The organism is Ralstonia sp. UNC404CL21Col (genome assembly GCF_000620465.1).
GTDB lineage: Bacteria > Pseudomonadota > Gammaproteobacteria > Burkholderiales > Burkholderiaceae > Ralstonia > Ralstonia flatus.
On the sequence record NZ_JIBE01000003.1, the window covers coordinates 611,335 to 636,324 of the forward strand.

Below are 24,990 nucleotides of genomic sequence, written 5' to 3' on the forward strand. Positions count from 1 at the left end.
ATGCGCCCGGCCGATGCCGTCAGCTTCATCGGCCCGTGCGACAATGCGCGCTTTGCCAAAAACGGCCCATCCGCCGACCACCCGCATGGCCCTGAAATCCACGATCTACAAGGTCGATCTGCAGATCGCCGACATGGATCGGCACTACTACGCCAACCACGCGCTGACCGTCGCCCGCCACCCGAGCGAGAACGACGAACGCATGATGGTGCGCGTGCTCGCCTTCGCCCGCCACGCCAGCGAAACGCTCGCCTTCACACGCGGTCTGTCGGAGCCCGACGAGCCCGAACTCTGGCAGCGCGACCTGACCGACGCCATCGAGCTGTGGATCGACCTCGGCAACCCCGACGACACGCGCATCCGCAAGGCCAGCAACCGTGCGGAGCAGGTCGCCGTCTATACATATAGCGGCAATGCCAGCCGCGTGTGGTGGCAGCAGACCGAAAGCAAGATCACGCGCTTTGCCAACGTGTCGGTGTACGAAGTCGCCGCCGACACCGTGGCTGCGCTGGCCGCCATGGTGGAACGCACCATGCGTCTGCAGGTCACCATCCAGGACGGCGACATCTGGGTCGCCAACGACGCGGACAATGTCCACGTCCAGCTCGAAACCCTCAAGGCCGCAACCGCTGCCTGAGCCTGTTCCCTTATCACCCACGCCACTCCACGAGGCTCATCATGACCATCGAAACCACCGCAAGCGGCCTGCAATACGAAGATGTCGTCGTCGGCGACGGCGCTGAAGCCACGGCCGGCAAATACGTCACCGTGCACTACACCGGCTGGCTCTACGAAAACGGCCAGGCCGGCAAGAAGTTCGATTCCAGCAAAGACCGTAACGACCCCTTCGCCTTCCACCTGGGCGGCGGCATGGTCATCAAGGGCTGGGACGAAGGCGTGCAAGGCATGAAGGTTGGCGGCACGCGCAAGCTGATCATCCCGGCGGCCCTGGGCTACGGCGCGCGCGGCGCGGGCGGTGTGATCCCCCCGAACGCAACGTTGCTTTTTGAAGTCGACCTGCTGGAAGTCTGATCCTGCGCTAGAATCCGCCCCGGCTTGCGATGCGTCACATGGCGCATCACAAGCCGCCTCCCCCGGCGGGGTGGCAGAGTGGTCAATGCTGCGGCTTGCAAAGCCGTATAAGACGGTTCAATTCCGATCCCCCGCCTCCAGTTTTCCGGCTGCACACGCTTCACCGTTGCGGCCGCGCCATAGTCAAGCCTCCGCCTACACGCGCAACGCCCTGTTTCCCGGCCATCGGCCGTCCGCCCGCGTGACCACTCTTGACGATTGCTCTATGCTTGCGACATGGCCGTCACCCGAGAGGATCTCGAACAGAACCGGTTGCGCGCCGCCCTGGGTGATTCGCCCGTCGCGTCGTCGCTGCTGACCGAGGCTGCGCTGGAAGCGTCGCTTGCATCGACGCTCGCGCGGTTGTCGGCTGCGCCCGGCGAATGCCAGGACGCCTGGGTGTTCGGGTACGGCTCGCTGATCTGGAACCCGATGATCTTTCACACCGAGGCCGCCCGCGCCACGGTGCACGGTTATCACCGCGGCTTCTATCTCTACTCCCGCATCAACCGCGGCACCTGGGACAACCCGGGGCTCGTACTCGGCCTCGACCGGGGCGGCAGCTGCCGGGGCGTGGCGTTTCGCGTACCGCGCGACCATGCCGAGCATGAATTCCGCGTGCTGTGGCGCCGCGAAATGCTGACCGGCGCGTACCTCCCTCGCTGGCTGCCGACCGAAATCAACGGCAAACGCGTCCTGGCGCTGGCCTTTGTCATGAACCGCGCCCACGAAGCGTATGCCGGCCGCCTGCCCGACGAGCGCGTGGTCGGCTGCCTGCGGAACGCGGTCGGGCTGTACGGCCCGGCACGCGAATACCTGCAGCGCACGCTGATCGGCCTGGCCAGCAACGGGCTGCACGATCCGTATCTGGACCGCCTGTGGTCGCGCCTGCAGGCGACCGACGCGGCAAACGGCCCCTGCGCCACGACCGATGCAACGGACGCAACCGACACCGCGCCGCTGCCCGATCCCTATCTCAGCGCCTGAACCGCCCGCCATGCTCATCGCCCCGCATCCCGCGCTCAACCAGCTTATCGGCGTCATGCTGGGGATGGCACTGGCTGTGGGCGACATGGCCAACGCCTGGCAGGAGCAGCATCTGCCCATCCTGCATGTGGCGGCCAGCGCCGGTGCGAAGGTTGCGCCCAGCACGACACGTACGCCCGACGCACGTCCCCCCCGCCGCAGCGACCCGGCCACGCGTGATCGCGACCTGATCCTCGCCGCACAGGCCGGCAACACGATGGCCATCCAGACGTTGCTGGCCGAAGGCGCCAGCCTCAAGGCGCGCGACGCCGATGGCCGCACGGCGCTCATCGCCGCCGTCATGGCGCATATGGGCGCGGCAGCACGCCTGCTCATCCAGGCCGGCGCCGACGTCAACGTGCAGGACAACACGCAGAACAGCGCCTTCCTGCTCGCTGCCAGCCAGGGCGATGCGGAAACGGTGCGCCTGGCGCTCTCGCACGGCGCCAACCTGCGTGCCACCAACGGTGACGGCGACACCGCGCTCATCCCGGCTGCACGCCGCGGCTATGTCGAAGTCGTCAATGAACTCGTGAAGGCCGGCGTTCCGCCCGATGCCACCAACAACCTGGGCCTGACCGCGCTGATCGAAGCCGTGGCCCTGGGCGACGGCAGCGACAAATACGAGAAGACCGTGCAACTGCTGCTTGACGGCGGAGCGGACCCGAACCTCGCCGACCGCGGCGGCGTCACGCCGATGCGGCATGCGCGTCAGCGTGGTTTCCACGGCATCGGCGCACTGCTCTTCAAGGCGCGCGGACATTGAAAAAGGGGCCACTCAGGCCCCTTTCTCTTACTGCGCTCTTTAAGCAGCGGCCGGTTTCTCGGCTGCTTCATTCCTTGCGTTTTCCTGCTCCTGCAGCGTGCGCCACATCACCTTGCCCGTGCCGGACTTGGGCAGCGCATCCACAAACTCGACCACGCGCGGGTACTTGTAGGCCGCCATGTTGTCGCGCGCCCAGTTGATGATGTCGTCTTCGGTGGTCTTGCCCTTGGCGTGGGCCTTGAGCACCACCACGGCCTTGACCGACTCGCCGCGATACGCGTCGCGCGTGCCGATGATGCACGCCTCCTGCACGTCGGGATGCTTGTACAGCAGGCTCTCCACCTCGGCCGGCCACACCTTGAAGCCCGACGCGTTGATCATGCGTTTCAGCCGGTCGGTGAGGAAGAAATAGCCCTCTTCGTCCATCTTGCCGAGATCGCCCGTGCGGAAGAACTTCTTGCCTTCGAATTCAATGAAGACCTCGGCGGTGGCCTGAGGCTTGCCCCAGTAGCCCAGGAACACCTGCGGGCCGCTGACAATGATTTCGCCCACCTCGCCCGGGGGCAACTCCTTGAGCGTCTGCGGATCGACGATGCGCGCATCGGTGTTGAACACGGGAATGCCGAGGCACTGCTGCTTGGCGCGATCGGCCGGATTGCTGTGCGTCGGCGCGATGGTCTCCGACAGGCCGTAGCCTTCCTGGTACGCCAGGTTGAAATCCTTCAGCAGGCGCTCGGCCACGGCCTGCGGCATCGCCGCGCCGCCGCCACCGATGTAGGCGAGGCTCGACAGGTCGAACTCGGCCAGTTGGGGGCTCGCCAGGAAGTCGATCACCATGGTCGGGATGTTCGTCCAATGCGTGATCTTGTAGCGCGAGATCAGCCGCCCCGCCACCTCGCGATCCCAGCGCGGCAGCATCACGACCGTCGAGCCCATGTAGATCGGCGCATTCATGCCGTACTGCATGCCGGTCACATGGAACAACGGGATGATCGACAGGCTCACGCCTTCCTTCGTCCCGTTCGACCACATCGAACCGCCGACGATGTTGTGCATCACCGTGCGGTGCGGGTGCATGCAGCCCTTCGGAAAACCCGTCGTGCCCGACGTGTATGGCATCACGGCCAGGTCGTCGGGTCCAGCGGTGTGCGGGCCGGGCACGAGGCGCTGCGCGAGCACGTCGTTCCATGCAACGGCGCCAGGCTGCGCCGGATGCTGGGCGGTGATCCATGCGGGGGGCGCGTCTTCGGGATAGTCGTAGGTGGCCGGCAGCGCATCGGCGTACGACGTGACCAGCAGGTGCCTTGTGCGCTGCGCTTCCGGCAGCTCGGCGTTGGCCGTGGTCACGTTGGCGGCCAGATCTGCGCTGCAGATGACCGTTGCAGCGCCGGCATCGGTCACGTAGTGCTTGAACTCTTCGGGCCGGTTCATCGGGTTGACCGGCACGACCACCGCATCGGCGCGCAGGATGCCGTAGTACGCGGCCATGAACTGCGGGCAGTTCTGCATGTACAGCAGCACGCGATCGCCCTTCTGCACGCCCGCCACCTGTTGCAGCCAGCCGGCTACGGCCACGGCATCGTCGTGCAGTTCCTGGAATGTCGTGTGCCGACCGTAAAAGATGACGGCATCCTTGTCCGGATAGCGTCGGGCAGACACTTCCAGGTTGTACCAAAGGCTCGTTTGCGGCGAGCTGATGTTGTGCGGCAAACGGCGGGGCCAGAACTGGAAGTGCGGTCGTGTCATGCCATGTCTCCGTGAATCTGTGTGTTGTTTTTACCGGATGGTATCCGAACGATCGTTCTATTTTCAACCGTTGCTCTGACATACGTTATTGCGGCGGGCAGACGGACGGCAGACGGCCTCGAAACGGCCCGGTCCACCCACAAGTAAAATGCCTGATACCTCTCGCCGGTGTATGCGCCGGCGCCATTGCCCCTCAGGAGAACCCCGACGATGAGCGACATCACCTCGCAGAATTTCGCGCAAGAAGTGATCGAGACCTCTCGCCAGATCCCGGTGCTGGTCGATTTTTGGGCGCCGTGGTGCGGCCCCTGCCGCACATCGGGTCCGATGCTGGAAAAGCTGGAAGCCGAATACGCCGGCAAATGGAAGCTCGCCAAGATCAACTCGGACGAAAACCCCGAGCTTTCCGCCCAGTTCCACGTCCGCAGCATCCCGTACGTGGTGGCGTTCGTGGATGGCAAGCCGGTCGACCAGTTCGTCGGCGTTTTGCCGGAAGCGCAATTGCGTGCGTTCCTTGACCGCGTGATCCCGCAACCCGCTGAAGTCGCCTATCGCGAAGGGCTGGCCGCGAGCCAGGCCGGCGAAACCGCCCACGCGCGCGAAGCATTCCAGAACGCCCTGGCCTTCGACCCCGGCTTCGACGCCGCGCGCTTTGCGCTGGTGAACCTACTGCTCGACTCCGGCGATGCACATGCCGCGCAGGACGAATTCGCATTGCTCTCGCCAAAGGCGCCCCAGGACGAGCGCTATGCCCCGCTGGAAACGCGCCTGAGGGCCACCGAACGGGCCGATACGCTGCCCGATGCCGGTGCCCTGCGCACGGTCGTGGAAGCGCAACCGGACAACCTGCAGGCGCGGCTCGACCTGGCGCAGCAGTACATCGCCGGGCAGGATTACGAAGCGGCCCTGGAGCAATTGCTCGCCATCGTCGAGCGGGATCGCGCCTTCCGCGACGACATTGCGCGCAAGACGATGGTGTCGGTATTCGACATGATGCGCGACGCGCCCCAGGCGGTATCACACTGGCGCCGGCAGCTCGCGTCCAAATTGAATTGAGGCAGCCATCATGCGATTGATCTACGTGGCCGATCCGATGTGTTCGTGGTGCTACGGCTTCGGCCCGCAATTGGCTGACCTGCGCAAGCGGCTGGCGGACACGCTGGGTGCGCCGGTGCCTCTTACGGTCATCACGGGGGGCCTGCGCCCCGGCCAGCGCGAGCCGATGGCCGCCGACAAGCGCGACGAAATCCTCCACCACTGGCATGCCGTGGCCGAACGCAGCGGCGTGCCGTTCGATCAGTCGCCCCAGGTGGCCATGCGTCGCGACGGCTTTGTCTACGACACCGAACCCGCCTGCCGCGCCGTCGTCATGGCGCGCGAACACTGGGCCGAGGACGACGAACGCGTGCTCACCGTCTTTCACGCCATCCAGCACGCCTTCTACGCCGAAGGGCGCGACACCACACAAGCCGATGTGCTGCGCGACGTTGCGCTCGCCCATGGCGTTGAGGCGGAACACTTCGATGCCGTGTTCGATACGGATGCGCTGCGCGATGAAACACGCGAAGACTTCCGACTCTCGCGCCGCTGGGGCATCAATGGCTTCCCGAGCCTGCTGGCCGAACAAGGCGGCACGCTGTACCAGATCGGGCGTGGCTATGCGCCATCGGTGGCGCTCTATGCGCGGGCGGTGGAAGTGCTGCAGCAGCACCCCGCCCCGGACGCCGGCTAACAGGTTTGCCCGTCGTCAAACTGCGGCGCGGTGTGCCTCGCTTAAGCTGATCGCCTCGCCCATCCAATTTCCCAGCCTGCCATGCCCGTGATCGAATGGTCGGAAGCGCTCCAACTCGGAGACGCCGCCACCGACGCCAACCACGTCGAGTTCTGCGCGCTGCTCAATGCCGTTGCAGATGCGTCGGACGCCGAATTCATCCACGCACTCGACGCCTTCATCAACCACACCGAGCATCACTTCGCTGAAGAAAACGCCTGGATGGACGCGGCCGACTTTCCCCCACGTCACTGCCATCGCGGCGAACACGACAACGTGCTGGCGCTGTGCCGCGAAGTGCGCAAGCGCGCTGCGGCCGGCGAGATGGAATTGGGCCGTCGGCTGGTGGCGGAATTGCCGGCCTGGTTTGCCCAACATGTCGACGTGATGGACCGCATGATGACGACGTATCTCGCGCAAATGGGCAGCCCGCTGCGCAATATCGAGCCCGTCGCCTGAACACAGGTTGTCGACCGGCGGTCTGCTGCCTAGAGTCAGAGTGGCCCTGCCCGCAGGCCTTCGTTGCGCGGGCGTCCACTCCACCCTGGGAGCGCCCATGAAGACCGTCAACGATGCCTCGTTTCAATCCGATGTGATCGACGCCTCGCAACGCAACCCGGTGGTGGTGTGCTTTGCCGCAGAGTGGAGCCACCCCAGCCAGTCCGCCGTGGCCAGCCTTGAACAGATGGAATCGAGCTACGCCGGACGCGCCACCTTCGTCACCATGGACTTCGACGAAAACCAGCACACCGCCGATCGATACGGCGTGTCGGTCATGCCGGGTTTTGTCGTCTTTGCCAACAGCCAGCCGCGAGACGGATGGTCGGGCGTGTACGCCGACACCATCCGCGAGAAGCTGGATCAGGTCATCCCGCGATAAGGCCGCACGCCGTCACACACCGGCGATCGCGCGCAGCGCCGTTGACGCGGCCACCATCCCGAACACCGCCGTCACACATACGGACGAACCAAAGCCCGCGCATGCCAGGCCTTGCGGCCCCTGCGCAGGCTGTGGCGCGGGCGGTGCGTTGACCACGGCAATGTCGCCCGCCGCTGCAAGGTCGTCGATGCCGGCGTGGCTCGACTCGACCGGCAACTCGACGGCGCATGCCTGCTGCTCAGGTTCGGGGTAGCGCAGCGGCTCGTCGGAGAACACCGCGTCGATACCGAAACGCGACTTCGGGTTCTTCGAAAAGCCGTGCTGGCGACGCAGGTTGCCGCGCACCTTGGCCAGCAGCGGGTCTTGAATCGTGCGCGAGAGATCGGTCACGCGAATGCGTGTCGGGTCCAGTTGCCCGCCCGCGGCGCCGCACGTCACGACGCGCTTGCCGGTGCGTTTGCAGAACGCGATGATCGCCGTCTTCACCTTCACAGCATCGATGGCGTCGATCACGTAATCGAACGGGTGCCCGAGCAATGCCTCGACGTTTTCGACGGTCACGAAGTCGTCGATGCGGCTGATTTCTGCGCGCGGATTGATCTGGAGGATGCGCTCAGCCATCGCATCGACCTTGGCCATGCCATACGCGTCGCCCAGTGCGTGGATCTGGCGGTTGGTGTTGGACACGGCAATGTGATCGAGGTCGATCAGCGTGAACTTGCCGACACCGCAACGCGCCACCGCCTCAGCCACCCACGACCCCACGCCGCCGATGCCGATCACGCACACGTGCGCCGCCGCAAAGCGCTCGAGGGCCTGCGGGCCGTACAGCCGGGCAACGCCGCCAAATCGGCGTGCGTATTCATCATCGAGGACGGGCGGGTGCGCGGGCGCGCTGATTGCTACTTGGCTCATGACACAATTGAATCGTGGTTGCGCCGAACTATATATCAACGCGCGCAGTCGCATTTTTGTGCCAATACCAACAAAAACACGATGCGTACATCCGGCAAACTCGCCCTCGGACTGGTCATCACACCCGTCGTCATCGTGGCAGCGGCGGTCATCTTTGTGCTGACGTTCGACTGGAACCGCGCCAGGCCCTATCTGAATGACCGCGTTTCGCAAGCCATCGGGCGCCCCTTTGCCATCAACGGCGACCTGATCCTCTCGTGGAAGAAGCCTCAAGGCGAATCCGGCTGGCGCGCGTATGTGCCCTGGCCGCGATTGATTGCCAACGACATCACGGTCGGCAACCCGGACTGGGCCAAGCAGCCGCACGTCGCCACCATCCATCAACTCACGTTTGTGCTGGAGGCGCTGCCGCTGCTGGCGCATCGCATCGTTATCCCCAGCGTGACGCTCGACACGCCCGCCATTGCGCTGGAGCGCGACAAGCAGAACCGCAACAACTGGACATTCAACCTGGCGGGCAGCGAGGGCGACGACAAGAAGCCGTCGGACTGGAAACTGGACCTACGCGAGATCGCATTCAGCAAGGGCTCGCTCGCGCTAGACGATGACATCAAGCGCATCCACCTGACCGCGACCATCGACACCGTCGACAACCAGGCGCTGTACACCGCGGCCAACGGCACCGTCGTCAAGAGCGCGGACCAGCCCGCCAGGGTGCCGGCTGCTTCGGGCGCAGCATCTTCCGACACTGCAGCGCAGACGCCAGTCGCGCCGGATCTGCAGCAGCCGTATGGCATCGCGTGGACGGTCAAGGGCACCTACAACAACGCCACCATCAACGGCACCGGCAAGGCCGGCGGCGTGCTGCGTTTGCAGGACGCCCAACGTCCTTACCCGCTGCAGGCCGATGTGACAGTGGGCAAGACGCGCATCGACCTGGCTGGCACGCTCACCAATCCTGCCAGCCTGACGGCGCTCGATTTGCGTCTGCACTTATCGGGCGCAAGCATGGCGCAGTTGTATCCGCTGACCGGCGTGGTGCTGCCTGACACGCCGCCGTTTGACACGCGCGGCCGCCTGATCGGCGAACTGCGCAAGCAAGGCTCGACGTGGCGCTACGAGAAATTCACGGGGCGCGTGGGCGGTTCCGATCTGGGCGGCACGCTCACTTATGCGATGCGCGAGCCGCGTCCGCAACTGACCGGCGAACTGGTCTCGCATCAATTGCTGTTTGCTGACCTGGCCCCCATCATCGGTGCCGACTCCAACGCCAGCAAGGCCAAGCGTGCCGACCCGAGCGCCGACCCCGACGACAGCAAAACCGTGCGCCAGCCCGCCGACAAGGTCTTGCCGGTCGAGCCCTTCCGCACCGATCGCTGGAACGCCATCGACGCGGACGTGAAGTTCACCGGCGAGCGCATCGTCCAGACTGCCGACCTGCCGATCAACCACCTCGTTACGCACATCAAGCTGCAGGACGCGGTGCTCACGCTGGATCCGCTCAACTTCGGCATTGCGGGCGGCACGCTCACGTCCAACATCCAGCTCGACGGACACGCCACGCCGATGCAGGCGCGCGCGGCGCTGGCGGCACGACACTTCAAGATCAAGCAACTGTTTCCGAAAATCGAATCCGTGCGCGCCAGCGTTGGCGAAATCAACGGCGACGCTCGGCTCTCGGCGACGGGCAACTCGGTGGCGGCGCTGCTCGGTTCGTCCAACGGCGAGGTGAAGATCCTGGTGGAGCAAGGCACCATCAGCAAGTTCATCCTGGAAGCCATGGGGCTGAACGTCGGCAACGTGATCCTGACCAAGCTCTTCGGCGACAAGCAGGTCACCATCAACTGCGCGGCCGGGGACTTTGCCGTGAGCAACGGCTTGGCGCAGGCGCGCACGTTCGTGGTGGATACGCAGGATGCCGTCATCGATGTGACCGGCGCGACGAGCTTCAAGCAGGAAGCGCTGGACTTTACGATCCACCCGGATTCGAAGGGGCTGCGCGTGTTTTCGCTGCGCACGCCGCTGTATGTGAAAGGCACGTACAAGCACCCGGATGTGTCCGTCAATCCGGCCGTCGTGGCGCTGCGAGCAGGCGGTGCAGTGGCGCTGGCGCTGACGGCGCCGGTGGCGGCGGTATTGCCGGTGCTGGAACTGAAGCCGGCGCCGGAGAGCGCCTGCGGCAAGCTGCTCGCCGATGTTCGCCAGCGCCCCACCGCGCCGCCGCCCGGCCAGACGTATCACAGCAAGAAGCCGGGGCGCACGCCGGAAGGCGAGTTGAAATCGACACAACCCGACGCAGGCAAGACTGGGGCGCCCCAGCGTCCTGCACCCCGCCCCGCCGCACCCGCGTCGCGCGATCCGCTGACCACCGGCGGCTGACCTGCCGCCGGCATGGTGGCGCTACTTGGCTGAACGCCGCTTGGCGATGGCTTCCGCGGTCACCGCCGGTGTGGCGGGGTCGCCAAACTGGCGCGTAACGTAGTTCGTCAACGCAGCCAGCTGTTCGTTCGATAGCTCGCGTCCAAATGCGGGCATGCCGATGTGCCGGTCGCCCGCCTTGCGGTCAATGCCGAACAGAATGACCTGCACGAGGTTGGTCGTATCCCGCGTGCCGACCGTGGAGTTGTGCAGCAGCGGCGGGTAGTAACCATCGGGCGTGCCGCGTCCATCGGCCTGGTGACATGTAGCGCAATTGCCGAGATACAGGCGGGCGGCGTCGATGGTGGTCTCGATGGGCTTGCCGCGCAGCGTCGTCACATCGGTGGCAGGCTTGCCCCAATCCTGCCGTGCGCGTTCGAGGTTGTTGCTCACCGCAGGCACCGTCCGCAGATATTCGGCGATGGCCTGGACGTCCTGCATCGTCATCTTCGAAAAGCTGTGCTGCACCGCTTCGCCCATCGGCCCTGCGGCCTGCGCCACCCCGGGCACGCTGCCGGTGCGCAGGTATTGCACAAGCTGTTCGGGCTTCCATGCGCCAATGCCGCTCGTTGGGTCCGAGGTGATGTTGAACGCCGTCCAGCCGGCCAGCGTCGAGCCCGCCAGATAGCCGCTGCCGCGCTCGTCCAGCGCCTTCTCCTGCATGGCAAAACCGCGCGGTGTATGGCACGTGCCGCAATGCGCCAGGCCCTGCGTGAGGTACGCACCGCGATTCCACGTCGGCGACTTGTCGGCCTTCGGAACGTACGGCTCGCTCTTGAGGAAGATGAGGTTCCACAGCTTGAGCGGCCAGCGCATGTTCAGCGGCCAGCGGATCGTGCTTTGTGGCGGGTCGTTCTGCACGGCCGTCACACCGTTGCGGAAGTACGCATAAAGATCGCGCATGTCCGCATCGCTGATCTTTGCGTACGACGGATACGGCATGGCCGGATACAGGTTGTTGCCGTCGTCGTCCACGCCTTTGCGCACGGCGCGCTCGAATTCTTCGTAGGTCCATTTGCCGATGCCGGTCTTCTCATCGGGCGTGATATTGCTGCTGTAAATGGTGCCCAGCATCGGAATCTGCATCGGCAGGCCGCCGGCAAACGGCTTGCCGCCGGGCGCCGTATGGCAGGCCGCGCAGTCCGCCGCAATGGCGAGGTATTCGCCGCGTTTGATCTGTGCGGTGTCGGCCGGGGTGTCCTTCGCCCAGGCATTGGCCACCAGGCCGGTCAGCAACAGCAGCGAAAAAGAAGCGATCGTTTTCATCTCACGCCTCCTTCTTCAGTTGATCGGCGATCCGCAACGCCAGCGCCGCGATGGTCAGCGTCACGTTGACGGTGCCCACCGTCGGCATGGTGGAACTGCTGCTGATGAACAGGTTCGGGTGGTCAAACGTCCGGCAATCCTTGTCGACCACGGAGTCTTTCGGATCGGCACCCATGATCGTGGCGCCGGTGATGTGATTGTTGGGCGCGAAGTCGTCGTGAAACTCGACATTGGTGCCGCCCATCACCTGCGCCGCCGTTGCGTAGACCTCGCGTGTATGCACGGCACTGCGTTTGACGTAGTCGTCGATGTGGTACGTGATCTCCGGGCGCGGAATGCCAATGGCGTCGACCTCCGTCGTGCTCGGCACGATGCGGTTTTCCGGCAGCGGCAGGATCTCGTGGAAACTGTCGAACTGCACGTAGCGCGCGGCTTGGTCGCGGATGCGCGCATCCAGTTCGGCGGGCTTGATCAGCTTGCCTTCCTTGAAGATGCGCTGCGTCTCCTGCTCGATGCGCGAGATGTTCGACAGGTGCAGCTTCTTGCCGGCCTGCGTGGCGCGGAACGGCCCGTCACGAAAGCCGATCAGCGAGGTCATTTCCTGCGGCCCGCGGCCCGGCCACAACTTGCGGTCGGCATAGAAGCTCACGCCGGTGCCGGGGTGGTCCATCAGGTTGCGCCCCACCATGTCAGAACTGTTGCCAACGCCCTTCGGAAAATCCTGGCTGGTCGACATCAGCATCAGTTTGGGCGTTTCGATGCCGTTGGCGGCCAGCACAAACCATTTGCCTTCCACGCGGTGCTCGGCGCCTTTCGCGTCTTTGTAGCGCGCAGCGACGATGCGCTTGTTGGGGCCCACCTCGAGCTTGAAGACCACGGCGTTCTCGATCAGCCGCGCGCCGGCCTGCTCGGCTTTCTCCACGTGGACGATGCCGTTGTACATCGCACCGATCGGGCAGATCGGCATGCAGTTGTTGTTGCCGCAGCAGGTCGGGCGGCCGTCGTACGGGCGGCTGTTGCGCGCCACGGGTTCGGTCACCACGTGGAAGCTCGCGTCGTGCGCGTTGAGTGCATCCTTGATCGTGCGTTCACTGAATGACAGCGGAAGCGGCGCCATGGGATACGGCTGGCTGCGCGGCGAGCCGAGGTCTTCGTCGTTCGGGCCCCATACGCCGAGGGCCTCCTCAGCCAGGCCGTAATAGCGCTCAAGATCCTGATACTGGATCGGCCAGTCGCGCGCGATGCCGTACACGCTGCGCAGCTTGAAGTCGTTCGGCAAAAAGCGCCACGTCGATGCGGCCCAGTGCCACGTCGTGCCGCCTACCGCGCGAATGTATTGCGAGTTGAACTGATGCTCGCCCTTGAGCACGAGGTAGTTGTTGGGCGGGCCATATTCCGGATGCGGCGCCCATGGCGTCGACGGATATGGCGCCATGAAGTCCATCTTGTCGGCCTGGTTGCGAAAGCGCTCGACGATCTCCCAGCGCGGCAGGCGCGGGCCGGCTTCGAGCATCAGAACCGACTTGCCCGCGCGGGCCAGCTCGTACGCCACCAGCGCCCCGGCCACGCCGGAGCCCACGACCACGATATCGGCTTGTTGGGTATCGGCCATCAGGCTTGCCTCTCGACAGGAGGCTCGGCCCAGAAGCCGGGCTGGTTCGGGCAATACGTGCGGATGACGAGCGTGTCGGAGACCACGCTGTACATCAGCGCCTGCTCGTACGTAACGACATTGCCGTCGACCACACCCAGGTACCACGCTTCCAGAATCTGCAGCGCCGTCTTCTGCTGTGCGTCGGACAGCGAGCCCGCTGCCAGTGCCTGCGCCAGCGGCCGCAATTGCGCGGCAAAGTCGGCGCTGGATTTGCCCAGCGCGGCCAGCAACCGCGTGCCCACGCCGCGATCCAGCGCGGGCCGTGCCGTCAGCGCCTGTGACAACGCCATGAATGCATCGAGCGATTCAGTCGGGGCCTGGGCGACCGCACGCAGCACCTGCGAGCCCGCCAGCCCGGCCGCAGCCAACGCGAGCGTGCCCTGCAGCCACTGGCGGCGCGTCAGGCCAGCGGCGGTGTCGGGAACATGGGAACGGGGGACCATTTCGACATCCTGTTGAAATTTTTGTGGCAGACATGGCAAGCGCCGCGGCCTGATGCCCTTGACTAGCCAATATAGGCGGCGCAGAACGGATCGCCAGCCCCCGGCGGCAAGCGCAAACCGTGCCAGCCTCCTTTGCGCGCGAGCAAATAACGGCAGGCGGTGTTTGTCTATACTCGGCCCGTTCGCATGCCGCATTCGCCACGCCCATGACCTCCATTGCCGATATCCGCACCGATTACGCCCGCGCTTCGCTCGACATCGCCGACGTCGACGCCAACCCCCTGCGCCAGTTCCGCCGCTGGTTCGACGAGGCCCTGAAGGCCGAGATCGCTGAAGTCAACGCCATGACGCTCGCCACCGTCGACCCGCATGGCCAGCCGTCGGCCCGCATCGTCCTGCTCAAGAACCTGGACGAACGGGGCTTCACCTTCTTCACGAACTACGCCAGCCACAAGGGCGAAGAACTGGCCGCCAACCCCCGCGCAGCGCTGCTGTTCCACTGGATCGGGCTGGAGCGGCAAGTGCGCATCCAGGGCATCGTCGAAAAAGTGAGCGACGCAGAGAGCGACGCCTATTACCACTCGCGCCCGCTGGGCTCCCGCCTGGGGGCGTGGGCATCGGAACAAAGCAGCGAAGTGCCCGACCGCGCCACGCTGGAGGCCCGCGAAGCCGAATATCGCCAGCGCTTTGGCGACGCTCCGCCGCGCCCGCCCCACTGGGGCGGCTACCGTCTGCTGCCCGAGCGGCTGGAATTCTGGCAAGGCCGCCCCTCGCGCCTGCACGACCGGCTGGAGTACCGGAAACAGGCTGACGGCAGCTGGACGATCGTCCGACTCGCCCCGTAGAGGGCGGATGCGCAATACGTTATTGCGCATCGCGTCATGCCGGCACGGCGCTTGCTGCCAAAGGATCGGCCCGGCACGCGCCCCCTAAGACCCGCACAGCACAATGGGAAAGTTTGTCGTAAGCTAATGTGATCCGTTCGGGCCGCAATCCGATGGCCGTCCCGAACTTTTACTGATCAGGGAGGCGTCGACATGTTTTTCCAACAGGCGATTGACCGCAAGCTCGAGCAGTGGATCCACGACATCCGCGAGTCTGCCAACCTTCCTGTACGCCTGCGGTTATGGAACGGTGACCAATACGAATTGGGCCGCTTCGAGCAGCCCCGCGTCACGCTCACCGTGCGCGAAGCGAGCGCCCTGCCGCTGCTGCTTTCCCCGACCCTCAACAATCTCGGCGAAGCCTACGTTCAGGAGAAGATCGACCTGGACGGCAAGTTGGCCGACATCATCAACGTGGGTTACAGCTTGGCCTCTGCGGCGGCAGTCAGCAGCGGCAATGCGCTGGCCCGCGTGGTGCGTCACTTTGCCCACACCAAAGAAGGCGACAAGGAATCGATCCAGTACCACTACGACGTTTCCAACGATTTCTACAAGCTGTGGCTGGACCAGAACATGGTCTACTCCTGCGCCTACTTCGAGAACGGCGATGAAACGCTCGACGAGGCGCAGCTCAAGAAGATCGACCACATTCTCACGAAGATCCGCCTGGAGCCCGGGCAAACGCTGCTCGATATCGGCTGCGGCTGGGGCGCGCTGGTGCTGCGTGCCGCGCAAAAGTACGGCGCGCGCTGCCTGGGCGTGACGCTGTCGCAAAACCAGTACGACCTGGCCACCGAACGCGTGCGTGCGGCCGGCCTGCAAGACCAGATCGAAATCCGTATCCAGGACTACCGCGACCTCACCGGCCAGTTCGATCGCATCACAAGCGTCGGCATGTTCGAGCACGTCGGCCGCAAGAACTTGCCGGGGTATTTCCGCCGCATGCACGACCTGCTGGCCGACGACGGCATCGCCATGAACCACGGCATCACGTCGTCCGATCCGGCCGGCGGCGAAAGCTCGATGGGCGGCGGCGATTTCATCGACCGCTACGTCTTTCCGCAAGGCGAGCTGCCGCACATCTCGTTGGCACTGAGCGCCGCGCAGGATGGCGGCCTGGAAGCGCTTGACGTCGAAAGCCTGCGCCGCCACTATGCGCGCACGCTCGAGCACTGGGCGGAGCGCTTCGAGACCAACGGCGAAACCATCCGCGCGATGGTGGGCGAGAAGAAATACCGCATCTGGCGCGTCTACCTGGCCGGCTGCGCACACGCTTTCGACGCCGACGAAATCTCGATCTTCCAGACCGTGCTGCAGAAGGCCGGCAAGTCGGCGACGTCGATCCCGTGGTCGCGCCGCTATATCTACGCGTAACCATTTGACCGCCAGTTCCCCCATCGACGATCTGTTCGGCGCGCCGCCCGCCGCCAGCGACAACGCGACCGCCGAACCCGGCACCTCCGCTCCGAAAGCCAAACGCTCGCCCGCGCGACAGGGCGTGCAGCCTGCCGTGATGGCGCCCGATGTGGCGGCACTCGCGCAGCGGTTGCCACGCGCCCTGCGCATCGGCACTTCGTCGTGGTCGTATCCGGGATGGGACGGGCTCGTGTATGCGGGCGAGTACTCCGATTCGATGCTCGCGCGCAAAGGCCTGGCTGCGTATGCCCAGCACCCGCTGCTGCGCACGGTCAGCATCGATCGCGGGTTCTATTCGCCGATCCCGCTGGCGGACTACGTCGCCTATGCGGCCAGCGTGCCGGAAGACTTCCGCTTTGCGGTCAAGGCGACCTCCGCGGTATGCGACGCATGGATTCGGGAATCGGACGGGCGCGGCCGCATGGCCAATCCCGCCTTCCTGAATGCTGAATTTGCCATCCGCGATTTTGTCGAGCCCGCCACTCGCGGGCTGGGAACGCGGTGCGGGCCGCTGGTGTTTCAGCTCTCGCCATTGGGGGCGCTGGCCGAAGATGCGGCCGGCTTTGTGGAACGGCTCGAGGCGTTCCTGGCCGCGTTGCCGCGACTCGATCCGCAACGCAATCCCGACGCCGTCTACACGGTGGAATTGCGCGACGCCACGCTGCTCACGCCGCGCTTCATCAAGATGCTGCGCGCAGCAGGCGTGCGTTATTGCGTCGGGCTGCATGAGCGGATGCCGGCGGTGGACCGGCAAGCCGCCGCCGTGGCGTTGCTGGATGAAGGCGCGGGCGGCCCGCTGGTGGTGCGCTGGAACCTCAACAGCCGCTATCGCTACGCACAGGCCGAAGCGGCGTACAAACCGTTCAACAAGCTCGTCGATGAAGACCCGTTCTCGCGCGAGACGCTGGCCGACATGGCCGTCGCCGCGCTGGCGGCCGGGCGCAAGGTGACGATCCTGGTGAGCAACAAGGCGGAAGGATCGTCACCGCTGTCGTGCATCAAGCTGGCCGAGGCCATTGCCGCGCGTCTACCGGCGGACGCGGCGTAGCCTCGGCGCTCTTTCTCAGCCCTGCAAGCGGTGCGCGAACTGCTTGCGGAACTTCGCCACCTTGGGCGAGATGACGAACGCGCAATAGCCCTGGGCCGGGTGGTCGCGGAAGTAGTTCTGGTGCTCGTCCTCGGCACGCCAGAACGTCACCTTGCCGTCAGCGGCATCCACCAGCTCCGTCACAATGGGCGCTTCAAAAATGTCGCTGGCGCCCAGTTCGGCAATGGCCGTGCGCGCCGTCGCCAACTGCTCGGGCGTTTGCGCAAAGATGGCCGAGCGGTATTGCGGGCCGACATCGTTGCCCTGGCGGTCGACCGTGGTCGGATCGTGAATGGCGAAGAAGATGTCCAGAATCTCGCGATACGGAATCACGGCCGGGTCGAACTTCACGGCGACCACTTCAGCATGGCCGGTATTGCCGTTGCAAACGGCGCGGTAGCTCGGGCGATCGACATGGCCGCCGGCATAGCCGGACACCACGCTCTGCACGCCTTGCACCTGCTGGAACACGGCTTCCAGGCACCAGAAGCAGCCTCCGCCCAGGACGGCGGTTTCAAGGGCGCGTTGTTCAGTCATTCGGTTTCTCCTGCATTGATTGGGCTGCCATTGGTCGGCCGAAGACGCCAATCCTGACACAGTCGCCATCATGTGGACGCAGCATCACGCAAAGCCCTACGTCCGGGCGGCCTATCGGTCGTCCGTTACAATTGCGCATTACTTTCGGTAGTTTTCATGGACCAACACGGAGCCATTCCCATGGATGCGCGCGACAGGGAATCTTCCGCGCGCGAGGCGTCGTCACATCGACGCCCACATGGCCGCGCCACCCCGCCCGACTTCGATGCCGCGCATTTCCGGCATGCCCTGTCCCAGTTTGCGACTGGCGTGACGGTGGTCACCACGCGCTCCGAAGGCCGGCCAGGAACGCCGGCGTTTGTCGGTGTGACGGCCAGCTCGTTCAATTCGGTGTCGCTGGACCCGCCGCTGGTGCTGTGGAGTCTGGGCATGCAGGCGAATTCATTCCCGCTGTTCCACGCCGGCTCGCACTACGTCATCAATATTCTGGCCGCCGAGCAGCTGGACCTGTGCAAGCGCTTCGCCACGCTCAAGGGCGACCGCTTTGCCAACATCGACTACCGCCTCAGCCCGACCGGCCTGCCGATCCTCGCGCAATCATTGGCCTGGTTCGAATGCCATAACCGCAGCCGATACGACGAGGGCGATCACGTCATCTTCGTGGGCGAAGTCGAGCGCTGCGGCGTCGTCGACGCGGAGGGTGCGCCGCTGGTGTTTCATCGCGGCGCGTTTTCGTCGCTCACCCGCCTCGGCGACTGAGTCGCCGTCATGCGGCGGTAACGTCCTGCCATGGCCCGCTTCAGTCGACAAGACACGGGCCACTATCCACTATCCACTATCCACTATCCGCGCATGCTTGCAGCGGGACATTGCCCCACGCCAGCAGGCGGAGCGCTAGTTAGCCCTTCCCGCGCTTGTCCGTCGCGCCGCCTTCCAGCGGGCGCACGCCACGCGCGTCCATCAGCAGCGCGAGACCGCCCTCGCGGTCCTTGATGGTGCGCAAGACGATATTCGAGCGGATATCCATCACGCCGGGCGTCTTGTACAGCCGCTCGATGATGAATTCGGAGTAGTGCTGAAGGTTGGGCGCCTGCACGCGCAGGATGTAGTTGCAATCCCCGGTGATGATGTAAGCGGCCACGATCTCGGGCCAACTCTGCACGGCGGCCATGAACGTCTCGTGCCAGCCCGTCACGTCCTGGCGCATCGACACCTGCACGATCGCTTCCAGTTCCAGCCCGAGCGCGGCACGGCCCAGTTGCGCCCGATAACCGGTGATGGCGCCGCCCTCTTCCAGCATCCGCACACGCCGCAGGCAAGCCGACGGTGACAGCGCGACGCGTTCCGCCAAATCCTGGTTGCTGATGCGCCCATCATCCTGCAAGACCTGCAGAATGCGCAGATCGGTGGTATCGAGTTGCATCCTTCGCGTTTCCTTGCGCCATCTTGTCGTTGCTTTGCATTTTATGCGAATCCACCGAGATGGCACGCACGATTATGCAAACCCATTGCGCGCGGATTTCCCTATCATTTCGGCACGGATTGCCCGATTTTTCTGCCCTGGAGCCGCCTTGGAACGCACTTTGTGGGACATCAGCCCCGCCCTTTCCCCTGCCACACCGACGTGGCCCGGCGACACGCCGTTTTCGCACGAAATTGCGTGGAAGCTCGAAGGTGACTGCCCGGTCAACGTCGGGCGCATCACGCTCTCGCCGCACACGGGTGCCCATGCCGATGCGCCGCTGCACTACCGCGCGGACGGCGCTGCCATTGGCCAGGTGCCGCTGGGCGCCTACCTGGGCCCGTGCCGCGTTATCCACTGCATGGGCGTGGTGCGCGTCGAGCCAGAACACGTGCGTGATGCGTTGACCGACGTACCGCCGCGCGTGTTGCTGCGCACGTACGCACAGATGCCGCAGACCGCGTGGGACGACGACTTTGCCGCCGTTGCGCCCGAGACCATCGCGTTGCTGGCCGCGCACGGCGTCAAGCTCATCGGCGTCGACACCGCCTCGCTCGACCCGCAGACCTCCAAGACCATGGACGCGCACCACGCCGTGGGCAAACACGGCCTCGCCATCCTCGAAGGGCTCGTGCTCGACGACGTGCCCGCCGGCGATTACGAACTGATCGCCCTGCCACTGAAGTTCGCCACGCTCGATGCGAGCCCAGTGCGCGCCGTGCTGCGCAGCCTCCCCTGATCGACACAAACGACAGAACACCCACCCTTTTTCACCCGGCATTCACATGACCATCACTCGAAACGCCTGCGTCGAACGCGACGCGGCCGACCCGATCGCCGCGCTGCGCGACGCCTTTGCGCTGCCCGAGGGCGTGATTTATCTCGACGGCAACTCGCTGGGCGCCCGCCCGAAAGCCGCGCTCGCCCGCGCGCAGGAAGTCGTCGCCAACGAATGGGGCGATGGACTGATCCGCAGCTGGAACCAGGCCGGCTGGTTTGAGCTGCCGCGCCGCCTGGGCAACAAGCTTGCCCCGCTGATTGGTGCACGCGAAGACGAAGTCGTCGTCACCGACACCACATCGATCAATCTCTTCAAGGTGCTGGCCGCCGCGATTCGCGTGCAGCGCGAAGACGCACCCGCCCGCAAGATCATCGTGTCGGAAACGCATAACTTTCCGACCGATCTGTACATCGCTGAAGGGCTGGCCGACCTGCTGCGCGACGGCTACAAACTGCGCCTGATCGACTCGCCGGAAGAACTGGAAGGCGCGCTGGGCGACGACGTCGCCGTCACGATGCTGACGCACGTGAACTACAAGAGCGGGCACATGTACGACATGGCCGCCGTCTCGGCGCTGGCGCACAAGCACGGCGCGCTGGCCATCTGGGATCTGGCGCATTCGGCCGGCGCCGTGCCCGTCGACCTGCACGCTGGCGGCGCGGATTACGCCATCGGCTGCACCTACAAATACCTGAATGGCGGCCCTGGCTCGCCGGCCTTCGTGTGGGTGGCGCCCGCGCTGCGCGAGCGCTTCTGGCAGCCGCTGTCGGGCTGGTGGGGCCACGCGCGGCCGTTCGCGATGGAGTCGCGCTACGACGCCGACGCCGGCATCGGCCGCTTCCTGTGCGGCACGCAGCCGATCACGTCGATGGCGATGGTCGAATGCGGGCTCGACATCTTCGCGCAGACGTCGATGGCTGCGCTGCGTGCCAAGTCGCTGGCGCTCACCGACCTCTTCATCACGCTGGTGGAAACGCGCTGCGCAGGCTTTCCGCTCACGCTCGTCACGCCGCGCGACCACGCCATCCGCGGCAGCCACGTCAGCTACGAACACCCCAACGGCTATGCGGTGGTGCAGGCGCTGATTGCGCGCGGCGTGATCGGCGACTACCGCGAGCCGCGCATCATGCGCTTCGGCTTCACGCCGCTCTACACGAGCTTTGCCGATGTGTGGGATGCCGTGGAAATTCTGCGCGATGTGCTCGAAACCGGCGCATGGCAATCGGCCCAATTCAACGAACGTACGCTGGTGACCTGAGATGTCGAACCCGAACCAACCCGCAGCATCGGGCTGCCCCATGCATGCCGCCCAGGGCGAAGGCTGGCACGATGCCCAGCTCGATTTTTCGAAATCGATGAGCTATGGCGACTACCTCGCGCTCGACCAGATCCTGAACGCGCAACACCCGCGCTCGCCGGATCACAACGAGATGCTCTTCATCGTCCAGCATCAGACCACCGAGCTGTGGATGAAGCTGATGTTGCACGAGCTGCGCGCCGCGCGGGATTGTGTGCGCAATGACAACCTGCCGCCTGCGTTCAAGATGCTGGCGCGTGTGTCGCGCATCATGGATCAGCTGGTGCAGGCGTGGAACGTGCTCGCCACGATGACGCCGCCGGAATACTCCGCCATGCGTCCGCACTTGGGGCAATCGTCGGGCTTTCAGTCGTATCAGTACCGCGAGATCGAATTCATCCTCGGTAACAAGAACGCGGCGATGCTCAAGCCGCACGCACATCGCACCGAGCATTACGAACAGGTCAAGGCTGCGCTGGAAACGCCGTCGCTGTATGACGAGGCGGTGCGCTACATGGCGCGTCACGGCTTTGCATTCGACGCCGATTGCATCGAGCGCGACTGGTCGCGGCCTGTGACTTACAACGCCTCGGTGGAAGCGGCGTGGCTCGAGGTCTATCGGGACCCGACGCACCACTGGGAACTGTACGAACTGGCTGAGAAGTTCGTCGATCTGGAAGACGCGTTCCGGCAATGGCGCTTCCGGCATGTGACCACGGTGGAGCGCGTGATTGGCTTCAAGCGTGGCACTGGTGGGACCGAAGGTGTCGGCTACCTGCGGAAGATGCTGGATGTAGTGTTGTTTCCGGAGCTTTGGAAGTTGCGGACTGACTTGTGACTTTTGCTATTGGTCGATCTCTGTTTTCATCCCCTGCCGCGGCTGACTCACTTTCTTTGTCTTGCCAAAGAAAGTAAGCAAAGAAAGGCGCGCCCGAGATGGCGAAGGATTCCTTGAATTTATGTCGCAGAGAGGGAGAGGAGGCAAACTCGCTTCGCTCAAACAGCCTCCTCTCTTTTTCCTCTCTGCAACAGAAATTCAAGGCGCCATCTAGGGCATCAACGGCCAAACCCGTCTGGACGCCAGCGCTGGTGGCAAAACAGTTTCTGGGGGATCTCTGAGCGGCCTACGCGGCGGGCTCGACCACTTGGCCTAGCCGTGCTGCGAACTCCCGCAGCGCGGGGGCCAGTTCGTCGCGGATGCGCTCTGCATCGGCGGACGTGTATGGCGCGCTGCAACTCACGACATACGGCTCGCGCTGGCTTGGCGCGAAGAACGCGACTGCGCATGCGTGGATGGCGGGATGCCAGTCGCGCAGCGATACGGCGTAGCCATTGCGTACGCCGGCTTTGACTGCGTCGTCTGCGGCAGCGCCTTCCGCTGCCCACTGTGCGGGCTGCTGCGTGCGCAATGCTTCGTACAAGCGCTCACGCCGCGCTACGGGCAACGAAGCCAGATACGCCCGTCCCATCGAACTCGACAGCAGCGACAGCCGCGAGCCCACGCCCAAGCCAGATGAACCGCTCATCGACGGGCTGTCGTGACGGATCGTCTCCAGATAAACCATGTCCAGCCGATCGCGCTTGCCGAGTGAGATCGACACGCCAAAGCGCTGTGCAAACGCGCTCATGTGTGGCCGCGCGAGCTGGATCACATCGCTCGACGCCAGATAGGCAAATCCGAGTGCAAGCACACCGGCGTCGAGCCCGTATTTGCCGAGCGCGTCGTCATAACGCAGGTAACCGAGCGACACCAGCGTGCCAGCCAGCCGGCTCACCGTAGCTTTGGGAAAGCCCGTGCGCCGGACGAATTCCTGATTGCCGAGCAACGTGTCGCCAGGGCGGAATGCGCGCAGCAGTTCCAGCCCGCGGGCGAGTGCCGTGACGAAATTCGGATCGCTCGACTCGGCGGGCGCGGTATCGAATTCGGGATCGGGGAGACGGGTCGTGCTCATGGCAAAAAAGCCCTGGAAATCGTCGGTGGTTGCGCTATGATAGCCCTAAATTTCGAAACTGTGTTCCGTATATCGGAACAACAAAGACTCGGAGACTACCGCTGTGACTGCTCGCAACGCCTTCAATTGGGCTGACCCCCTGCTGCTCGACCAACAACTGACCGACGACGAGCGCATGGTGCGCGACGCCGCCGCGTCGTACTGCCAGGACAAGCTGATGCCCCGCGTGCTGGAGTCGTTCCGGCATGAGAAGACCGATGCGTCGATCTTTCGCGAGATGGGCGAGCTGGGCCTGCTCGGCCCGACGATTCCAGAGCAGTACGGCGGCCCGGGCCTGAACTACGTCAGCTATGGCCTGATCGCGCGGGAAGTCGAACGGGTGGATTCGGGCTATCGCTCGATGATGAGCGTGCAGTCGTCGCTGGTGATGGTGCCGATCTACGAATTCGGCAGCGAGGCGCAAAAGCAGAAGTACCTGCCGAAGCTGGCCACGGGCGAATGGATCGGCTGCTTTGGCCTGACCGAACCGAACCACGGTTCCGACCCGGCCTCGATGATCACGCGCGCCAAGAAAGTCGACGGCGGCTACTCGCTGTCGGGCGCCAAGATGTGGATCACCAATTCGCCCATCGCCGACGTGTTTGTCGTCTGGGGCAAGCTGCCCAACGACAACGGCGAGGATGAAATCCGCGGCTTCATCCTGGAGAAAGGGTGGAAGGGACTGACGGCGCCCGCTATCCACGGCAAGGTCGGCCTGCGTACGTCGATCACCGGTGAAATCGTGCTGGACGAAGTGTTCGTGCCCGAAGAAAACCTGATGCCGGGCGTGCGCGGCCTAAAGGGTCCGTTCACGTGCCTGAACTCGGCGCGCTACGGCATCGCGTGGGGCGCGCTGGGCGCAGCCGAAGCCTGCTGGCACATCGCACGCCAGTACGTGCTGGATCGCAAGCAGTTCGGCCGCCCGCTCGCCGCCAACCAGCTGGTGCAGAAAAAGCTGGCCGACATGCAGACCGAAATCACGCTCGGCCTGCAAGGCTGCCTGCGCCTGGGCCGCATGAAAGACGAAGGCACGGCCGCAGTGGAAATCACGTCGATCATGAAGCGCAACTCGTGCGGCAAGTCCCTCGACATCGCCCGCTTGGCGCGCGACATGCTGGGCGGCAACGGCATCTCGGATGAGTTTGGCGTGATCCGCCACGTGGTGAACCTCGAAGTGGTGAACACGTACGAAGGCACGCACGACATCCACGCGCTGATCCTCGGCCGCGCACAAACCGGCATTCAGGCTTTCTTCTGATTGCGCTTTGCTTTTCCGGCGAGTTGGGGCACACTCGTGCACCACTCGCCACACCGGTGGCCGCATCTCTCGCCCGTCCTGGGCACCGTTGTTCTCCTCCCCTCGCGATATACCAATTTGCAAATGACCGGGATACGCCGCGCCGGATGAATCGGCAGTAGCGCGCGTCTATGCTTCGGTCCAAGTGTCGGCGGATCGTTGGGCCGCACGCCCTCACACCGATAAAACGAGCGCGCAATCCACACGCAGAGTGCAGCGCCACGCGACAAAACCAATCGCGAGACAACGGTCTGGAGAATGCCGGCGCGCGTACGCAGGCAC

The 24,990-nt window shown here is 64.7% G+C and carries 25 protein-coding genes and 1 tRNA gene; 18 read left to right on the forward strand and 8 right to left on the reverse strand.

What is annotated here, in order from left to right:
* Positions 1 to 85: 85 nt before the first annotated feature.
* The 5 genes from N511_RS0102890 to N511_RS23655 all read left to right on the forward strand — a co-directional run bounded on the left by N511_RS0102890 (position 86) and on the right by N511_RS23655 (position 2,863).
* Positions 86 to 637, forward strand: coding sequence for a YaeQ family protein (locus N511_RS0102890; RefSeq protein ID WP_027677920.1), 552 nt, complete (start codon positions 86 to 88; stop codon positions 635 to 637).
* 41 nt (positions 638 to 678) lie between these two features.
* A complete protein-coding gene (locus N511_RS0102895; protein WP_012761517.1) occupies positions 679 to 1,032 on the forward strand; it encodes an FKBP-type peptidyl-prolyl cis-trans isomerase in 354 nt (117 codons plus the stop codon).
* A 64-nt stretch (positions 1,033 to 1,096) separates the two neighbouring features.
* Positions 1,097 to 1,172 (forward strand) — tRNA-Cys (locus N511_RS0102900).
* 136 nt (positions 1,173 to 1,308) lie between these two features.
* On the forward strand, positions 1,309 to 2,058 hold the full coding sequence (locus N511_RS0102905; RefSeq protein ID WP_027677921.1) for a gamma-glutamylcyclotransferase: 750 nt from the start codon (positions 1,309 to 1,311) through the stop codon (positions 2,056 to 2,058).
* Positions 2,059 to 2,068: 10 nt separating this feature from the next.
* A complete protein-coding gene (locus N511_RS23655; protein WP_051530815.1) occupies positions 2,069 to 2,863 on the forward strand; it encodes an ankyrin repeat domain-containing protein in 795 nt (264 codons plus the stop codon).
* A gap of 39 nt (positions 2,864 to 2,902) precedes the next feature.
* Here N511_RS23655 and N511_RS0102915 read toward each other — a convergent pair whose 3' ends face one another.
* Entirely contained in the window at positions 2,903 to 4,609 is a 1,707-nt protein-coding gene (locus tag N511_RS0102915) for a long-chain fatty acid--CoA ligase (RefSeq protein ID WP_027677922.1), read from the reverse strand.
* Between the two features lie 210 nt (positions 4,610 to 4,819).
* On the opposite strand from N511_RS0102915, the gene trxA reads away from it, so the two are divergent.
* The 4 genes from trxA to N511_RS0102935 all read left to right on the forward strand — a co-directional run bounded on the left by trxA (position 4,820) and on the right by N511_RS0102935 (position 7,260).
* On the forward strand, positions 4,820 to 5,665 hold the full coding sequence (gene trxA / locus N511_RS0102920; RefSeq protein ID WP_027677923.1) for a thioredoxin: 846 nt from the start codon (positions 4,820 to 4,822) through the stop codon (positions 5,663 to 5,665).
* A 10-nt stretch (positions 5,666 to 5,675) separates the two neighbouring features.
* Positions 5,676 to 6,341 (forward strand): DsbA family protein, encoded by a 666-nt coding sequence (locus tag N511_RS0102925; protein ID WP_027677924.1) that lies wholly within the window; start codon positions 5,676 to 5,678, stop codon positions 6,339 to 6,341.
* Positions 6,342 to 6,422: 81 nt separating this feature from the next.
* Positions 6,423 to 6,839: a bacteriohemerythrin gene (locus N511_RS0102930; RefSeq protein WP_027677925.1), complete on the forward strand. Its 417-nt coding sequence runs from the start codon at positions 6,423 to 6,425 to the stop codon at positions 6,837 to 6,839.
* 97 nt (positions 6,840 to 6,936) lie between these two features.
* On the forward strand, positions 6,937 to 7,260 hold the full coding sequence (locus N511_RS0102935; protein WP_004629440.1) for a thioredoxin family protein: 324 nt from the start codon (positions 6,937 to 6,939) through the stop codon (positions 7,258 to 7,260).
* 12 nt (positions 7,261 to 7,272) lie between these two features.
* Here N511_RS0102935 and tcdA read toward each other — a convergent pair whose 3' ends face one another.
* Positions 7,273 to 8,175, reverse strand: a complete 903-nt coding sequence (tcdA, locus tag N511_RS0102940; protein WP_027677926.1) for a tRNA cyclic N6-threonylcarbamoyladenosine(37) synthase TcdA — start codon at positions 8,173 to 8,175, stop codon at positions 7,273 to 7,275.
* An 81-nt stretch (positions 8,176 to 8,256) separates the two neighbouring features.
* On the opposite strand from tcdA, the gene N511_RS0102945 reads away from it, so the two are divergent.
* The gene (locus N511_RS0102945) at positions 8,257 to 10,554 is read left to right on the forward strand and encodes an AsmA family protein (protein ID WP_027677927.1); all 2,298 of its coding nucleotides are present in this window, start codon (positions 8,257 to 8,259) and stop codon (positions 10,552 to 10,554) included.
* Between the two features lie 21 nt (positions 10,555 to 10,575).
* Here the strand turns inward: N511_RS0102945 and N511_RS0102950 are convergent, their stop codons facing one another.
* From N511_RS0102950 to N511_RS0102960, 3 genes are read right to left on the reverse strand one after another with little or no spacing between them, the layout of a single operon-like run.
* Positions 10,576 to 11,859 (reverse strand): cytochrome c, encoded by a 1,284-nt coding sequence (locus tag N511_RS0102950; protein WP_027677928.1) that lies wholly within the window; start codon positions 11,857 to 11,859, stop codon positions 10,576 to 10,578.
* Between the two features lies 1 nt (position 11,860).
* Positions 11,861 to 13,471 carry a GMC family oxidoreductase gene (locus tag N511_RS0102955; protein WP_027677929.1) on the reverse strand — a complete coding sequence of 537 codons (1,611 nt, stop codon included), beginning with the start codon at positions 13,469 to 13,471 and terminating at the stop codon, positions 11,861 to 11,863.
* The gene (locus N511_RS0102960) at positions 13,471 to 13,956 is read right to left on the reverse strand and encodes a sugar dehydrogenase complex small subunit (RefSeq protein ID WP_027677930.1); all 486 of its coding nucleotides are present in this window, start codon (positions 13,954 to 13,956) and stop codon (positions 13,471 to 13,473) included. Before N511_RS0102960 ends, N511_RS0102955 begins: the two co-directional genes overlap by 1 nt.
* Before the next feature lie 206 nt (positions 13,957 to 14,162).
* On the opposite strand from N511_RS0102960, the gene pdxH reads away from it, so the two are divergent.
* From pdxH to N511_RS0102975, 3 genes are all read left to right on the forward strand, one after another.
* Complete coding sequence (gene pdxH / locus N511_RS0102965) at positions 14,163 to 14,801, forward strand: pyridoxamine 5'-phosphate oxidase (protein ID WP_027677931.1); 639 nt, start codon at positions 14,163 to 14,165, stop codon at positions 14,799 to 14,801.
* A gap of 192 nt (positions 14,802 to 14,993) precedes the next feature.
* Positions 14,994 to 16,214: an SAM-dependent methyltransferase gene (locus N511_RS0102970; protein ID WP_027677932.1), complete on the forward strand. Its 1,221-nt coding sequence runs from the start codon at positions 14,994 to 14,996 to the stop codon at positions 16,212 to 16,214.
* A gap of 4 nt (positions 16,215 to 16,218) precedes the next feature.
* Entirely contained in the window at positions 16,219 to 17,304 is a 1,086-nt protein-coding gene (locus N511_RS0102975; protein ID WP_027677933.1) for a DUF72 domain-containing protein, read from the forward strand.
* 15 nt (positions 17,305 to 17,319) lie between these two features.
* On the opposite strand, the gene msrA is transcribed toward N511_RS0102975, so the two are convergent.
* Positions 17,320 to 17,880, reverse strand: a complete 561-nt coding sequence (gene msrA, locus N511_RS0102980) for a peptide-methionine (S)-S-oxide reductase MsrA (RefSeq protein WP_009238772.1) — start codon at positions 17,878 to 17,880, stop codon at positions 17,320 to 17,322.
* A gap of 180 nt (positions 17,881 to 18,060) precedes the next feature.
* Here msrA and N511_RS0102985 point away from each other — a divergent pair, with 180 nt between their 5' ends.
* A complete protein-coding gene (locus N511_RS0102985) occupies positions 18,061 to 18,639 on the forward strand; it encodes a flavin reductase family protein (protein WP_027677934.1) in 579 nt (192 codons plus the stop codon).
* A 139-nt stretch (positions 18,640 to 18,778) separates the two neighbouring features.
* Here the strand turns inward: N511_RS0102985 and N511_RS0102990 are convergent, their stop codons facing one another.
* Positions 18,779 to 19,303, reverse strand: coding sequence for an Lrp/AsnC family transcriptional regulator (locus tag N511_RS0102990; protein WP_027677935.1), 525 nt, complete (start codon positions 19,301 to 19,303; stop codon positions 18,779 to 18,781).
* A 148-nt stretch (positions 19,304 to 19,451) separates the two neighbouring features.
* Between N511_RS0102990 and kynB the strand changes: the two genes are divergently transcribed.
* The 3 genes from kynB to kynA are packed head-to-tail and all read left to right on the forward strand — an operon-like array spanning position 19,452 to position 22,258.
* Entirely contained in the window at positions 19,452 to 20,081 is a 630-nt protein-coding gene (gene kynB, locus N511_RS0102995) for an arylformamidase (RefSeq protein WP_027677936.1), read from the forward strand.
* A 46-nt stretch (positions 20,082 to 20,127) separates the two neighbouring features.
* Positions 20,128 to 21,381, forward strand: coding sequence for a kynureninase (gene kynU / locus N511_RS0103000; RefSeq protein WP_027677937.1), 1,254 nt, complete (start codon positions 20,128 to 20,130; stop codon positions 21,379 to 21,381).
* A 40-nt stretch (positions 21,382 to 21,421) separates the two neighbouring features.
* On the forward strand, positions 21,422 to 22,258 hold the full coding sequence (kynA, locus tag N511_RS0103005; RefSeq protein ID WP_004629469.1) for a tryptophan 2,3-dioxygenase: 837 nt from the start codon (positions 21,422 to 21,424) through the stop codon (positions 22,256 to 22,258).
* A 286-nt stretch (positions 22,259 to 22,544) separates the two neighbouring features.
* Here the strand turns inward: kynA and N511_RS0103010 are convergent, their stop codons facing one another.
* Positions 22,545 to 23,372, reverse strand: coding sequence for an IclR family transcriptional regulator (locus N511_RS0103010; protein WP_027677938.1), 828 nt, complete (start codon positions 23,370 to 23,372; stop codon positions 22,545 to 22,547).
* A 103-nt stretch (positions 23,373 to 23,475) separates the two neighbouring features.
* On the opposite strand from N511_RS0103010, the gene N511_RS0103015 reads away from it, so the two are divergent.
* Positions 23,476 to 24,669: an acyl-CoA dehydrogenase gene (locus tag N511_RS0103015; RefSeq protein ID WP_027677939.1), complete on the forward strand. Its 1,194-nt coding sequence runs from the start codon at positions 23,476 to 23,478 to the stop codon at positions 24,667 to 24,669.
* Positions 24,670 to 24,990: the final 321 nt, after the last annotated feature.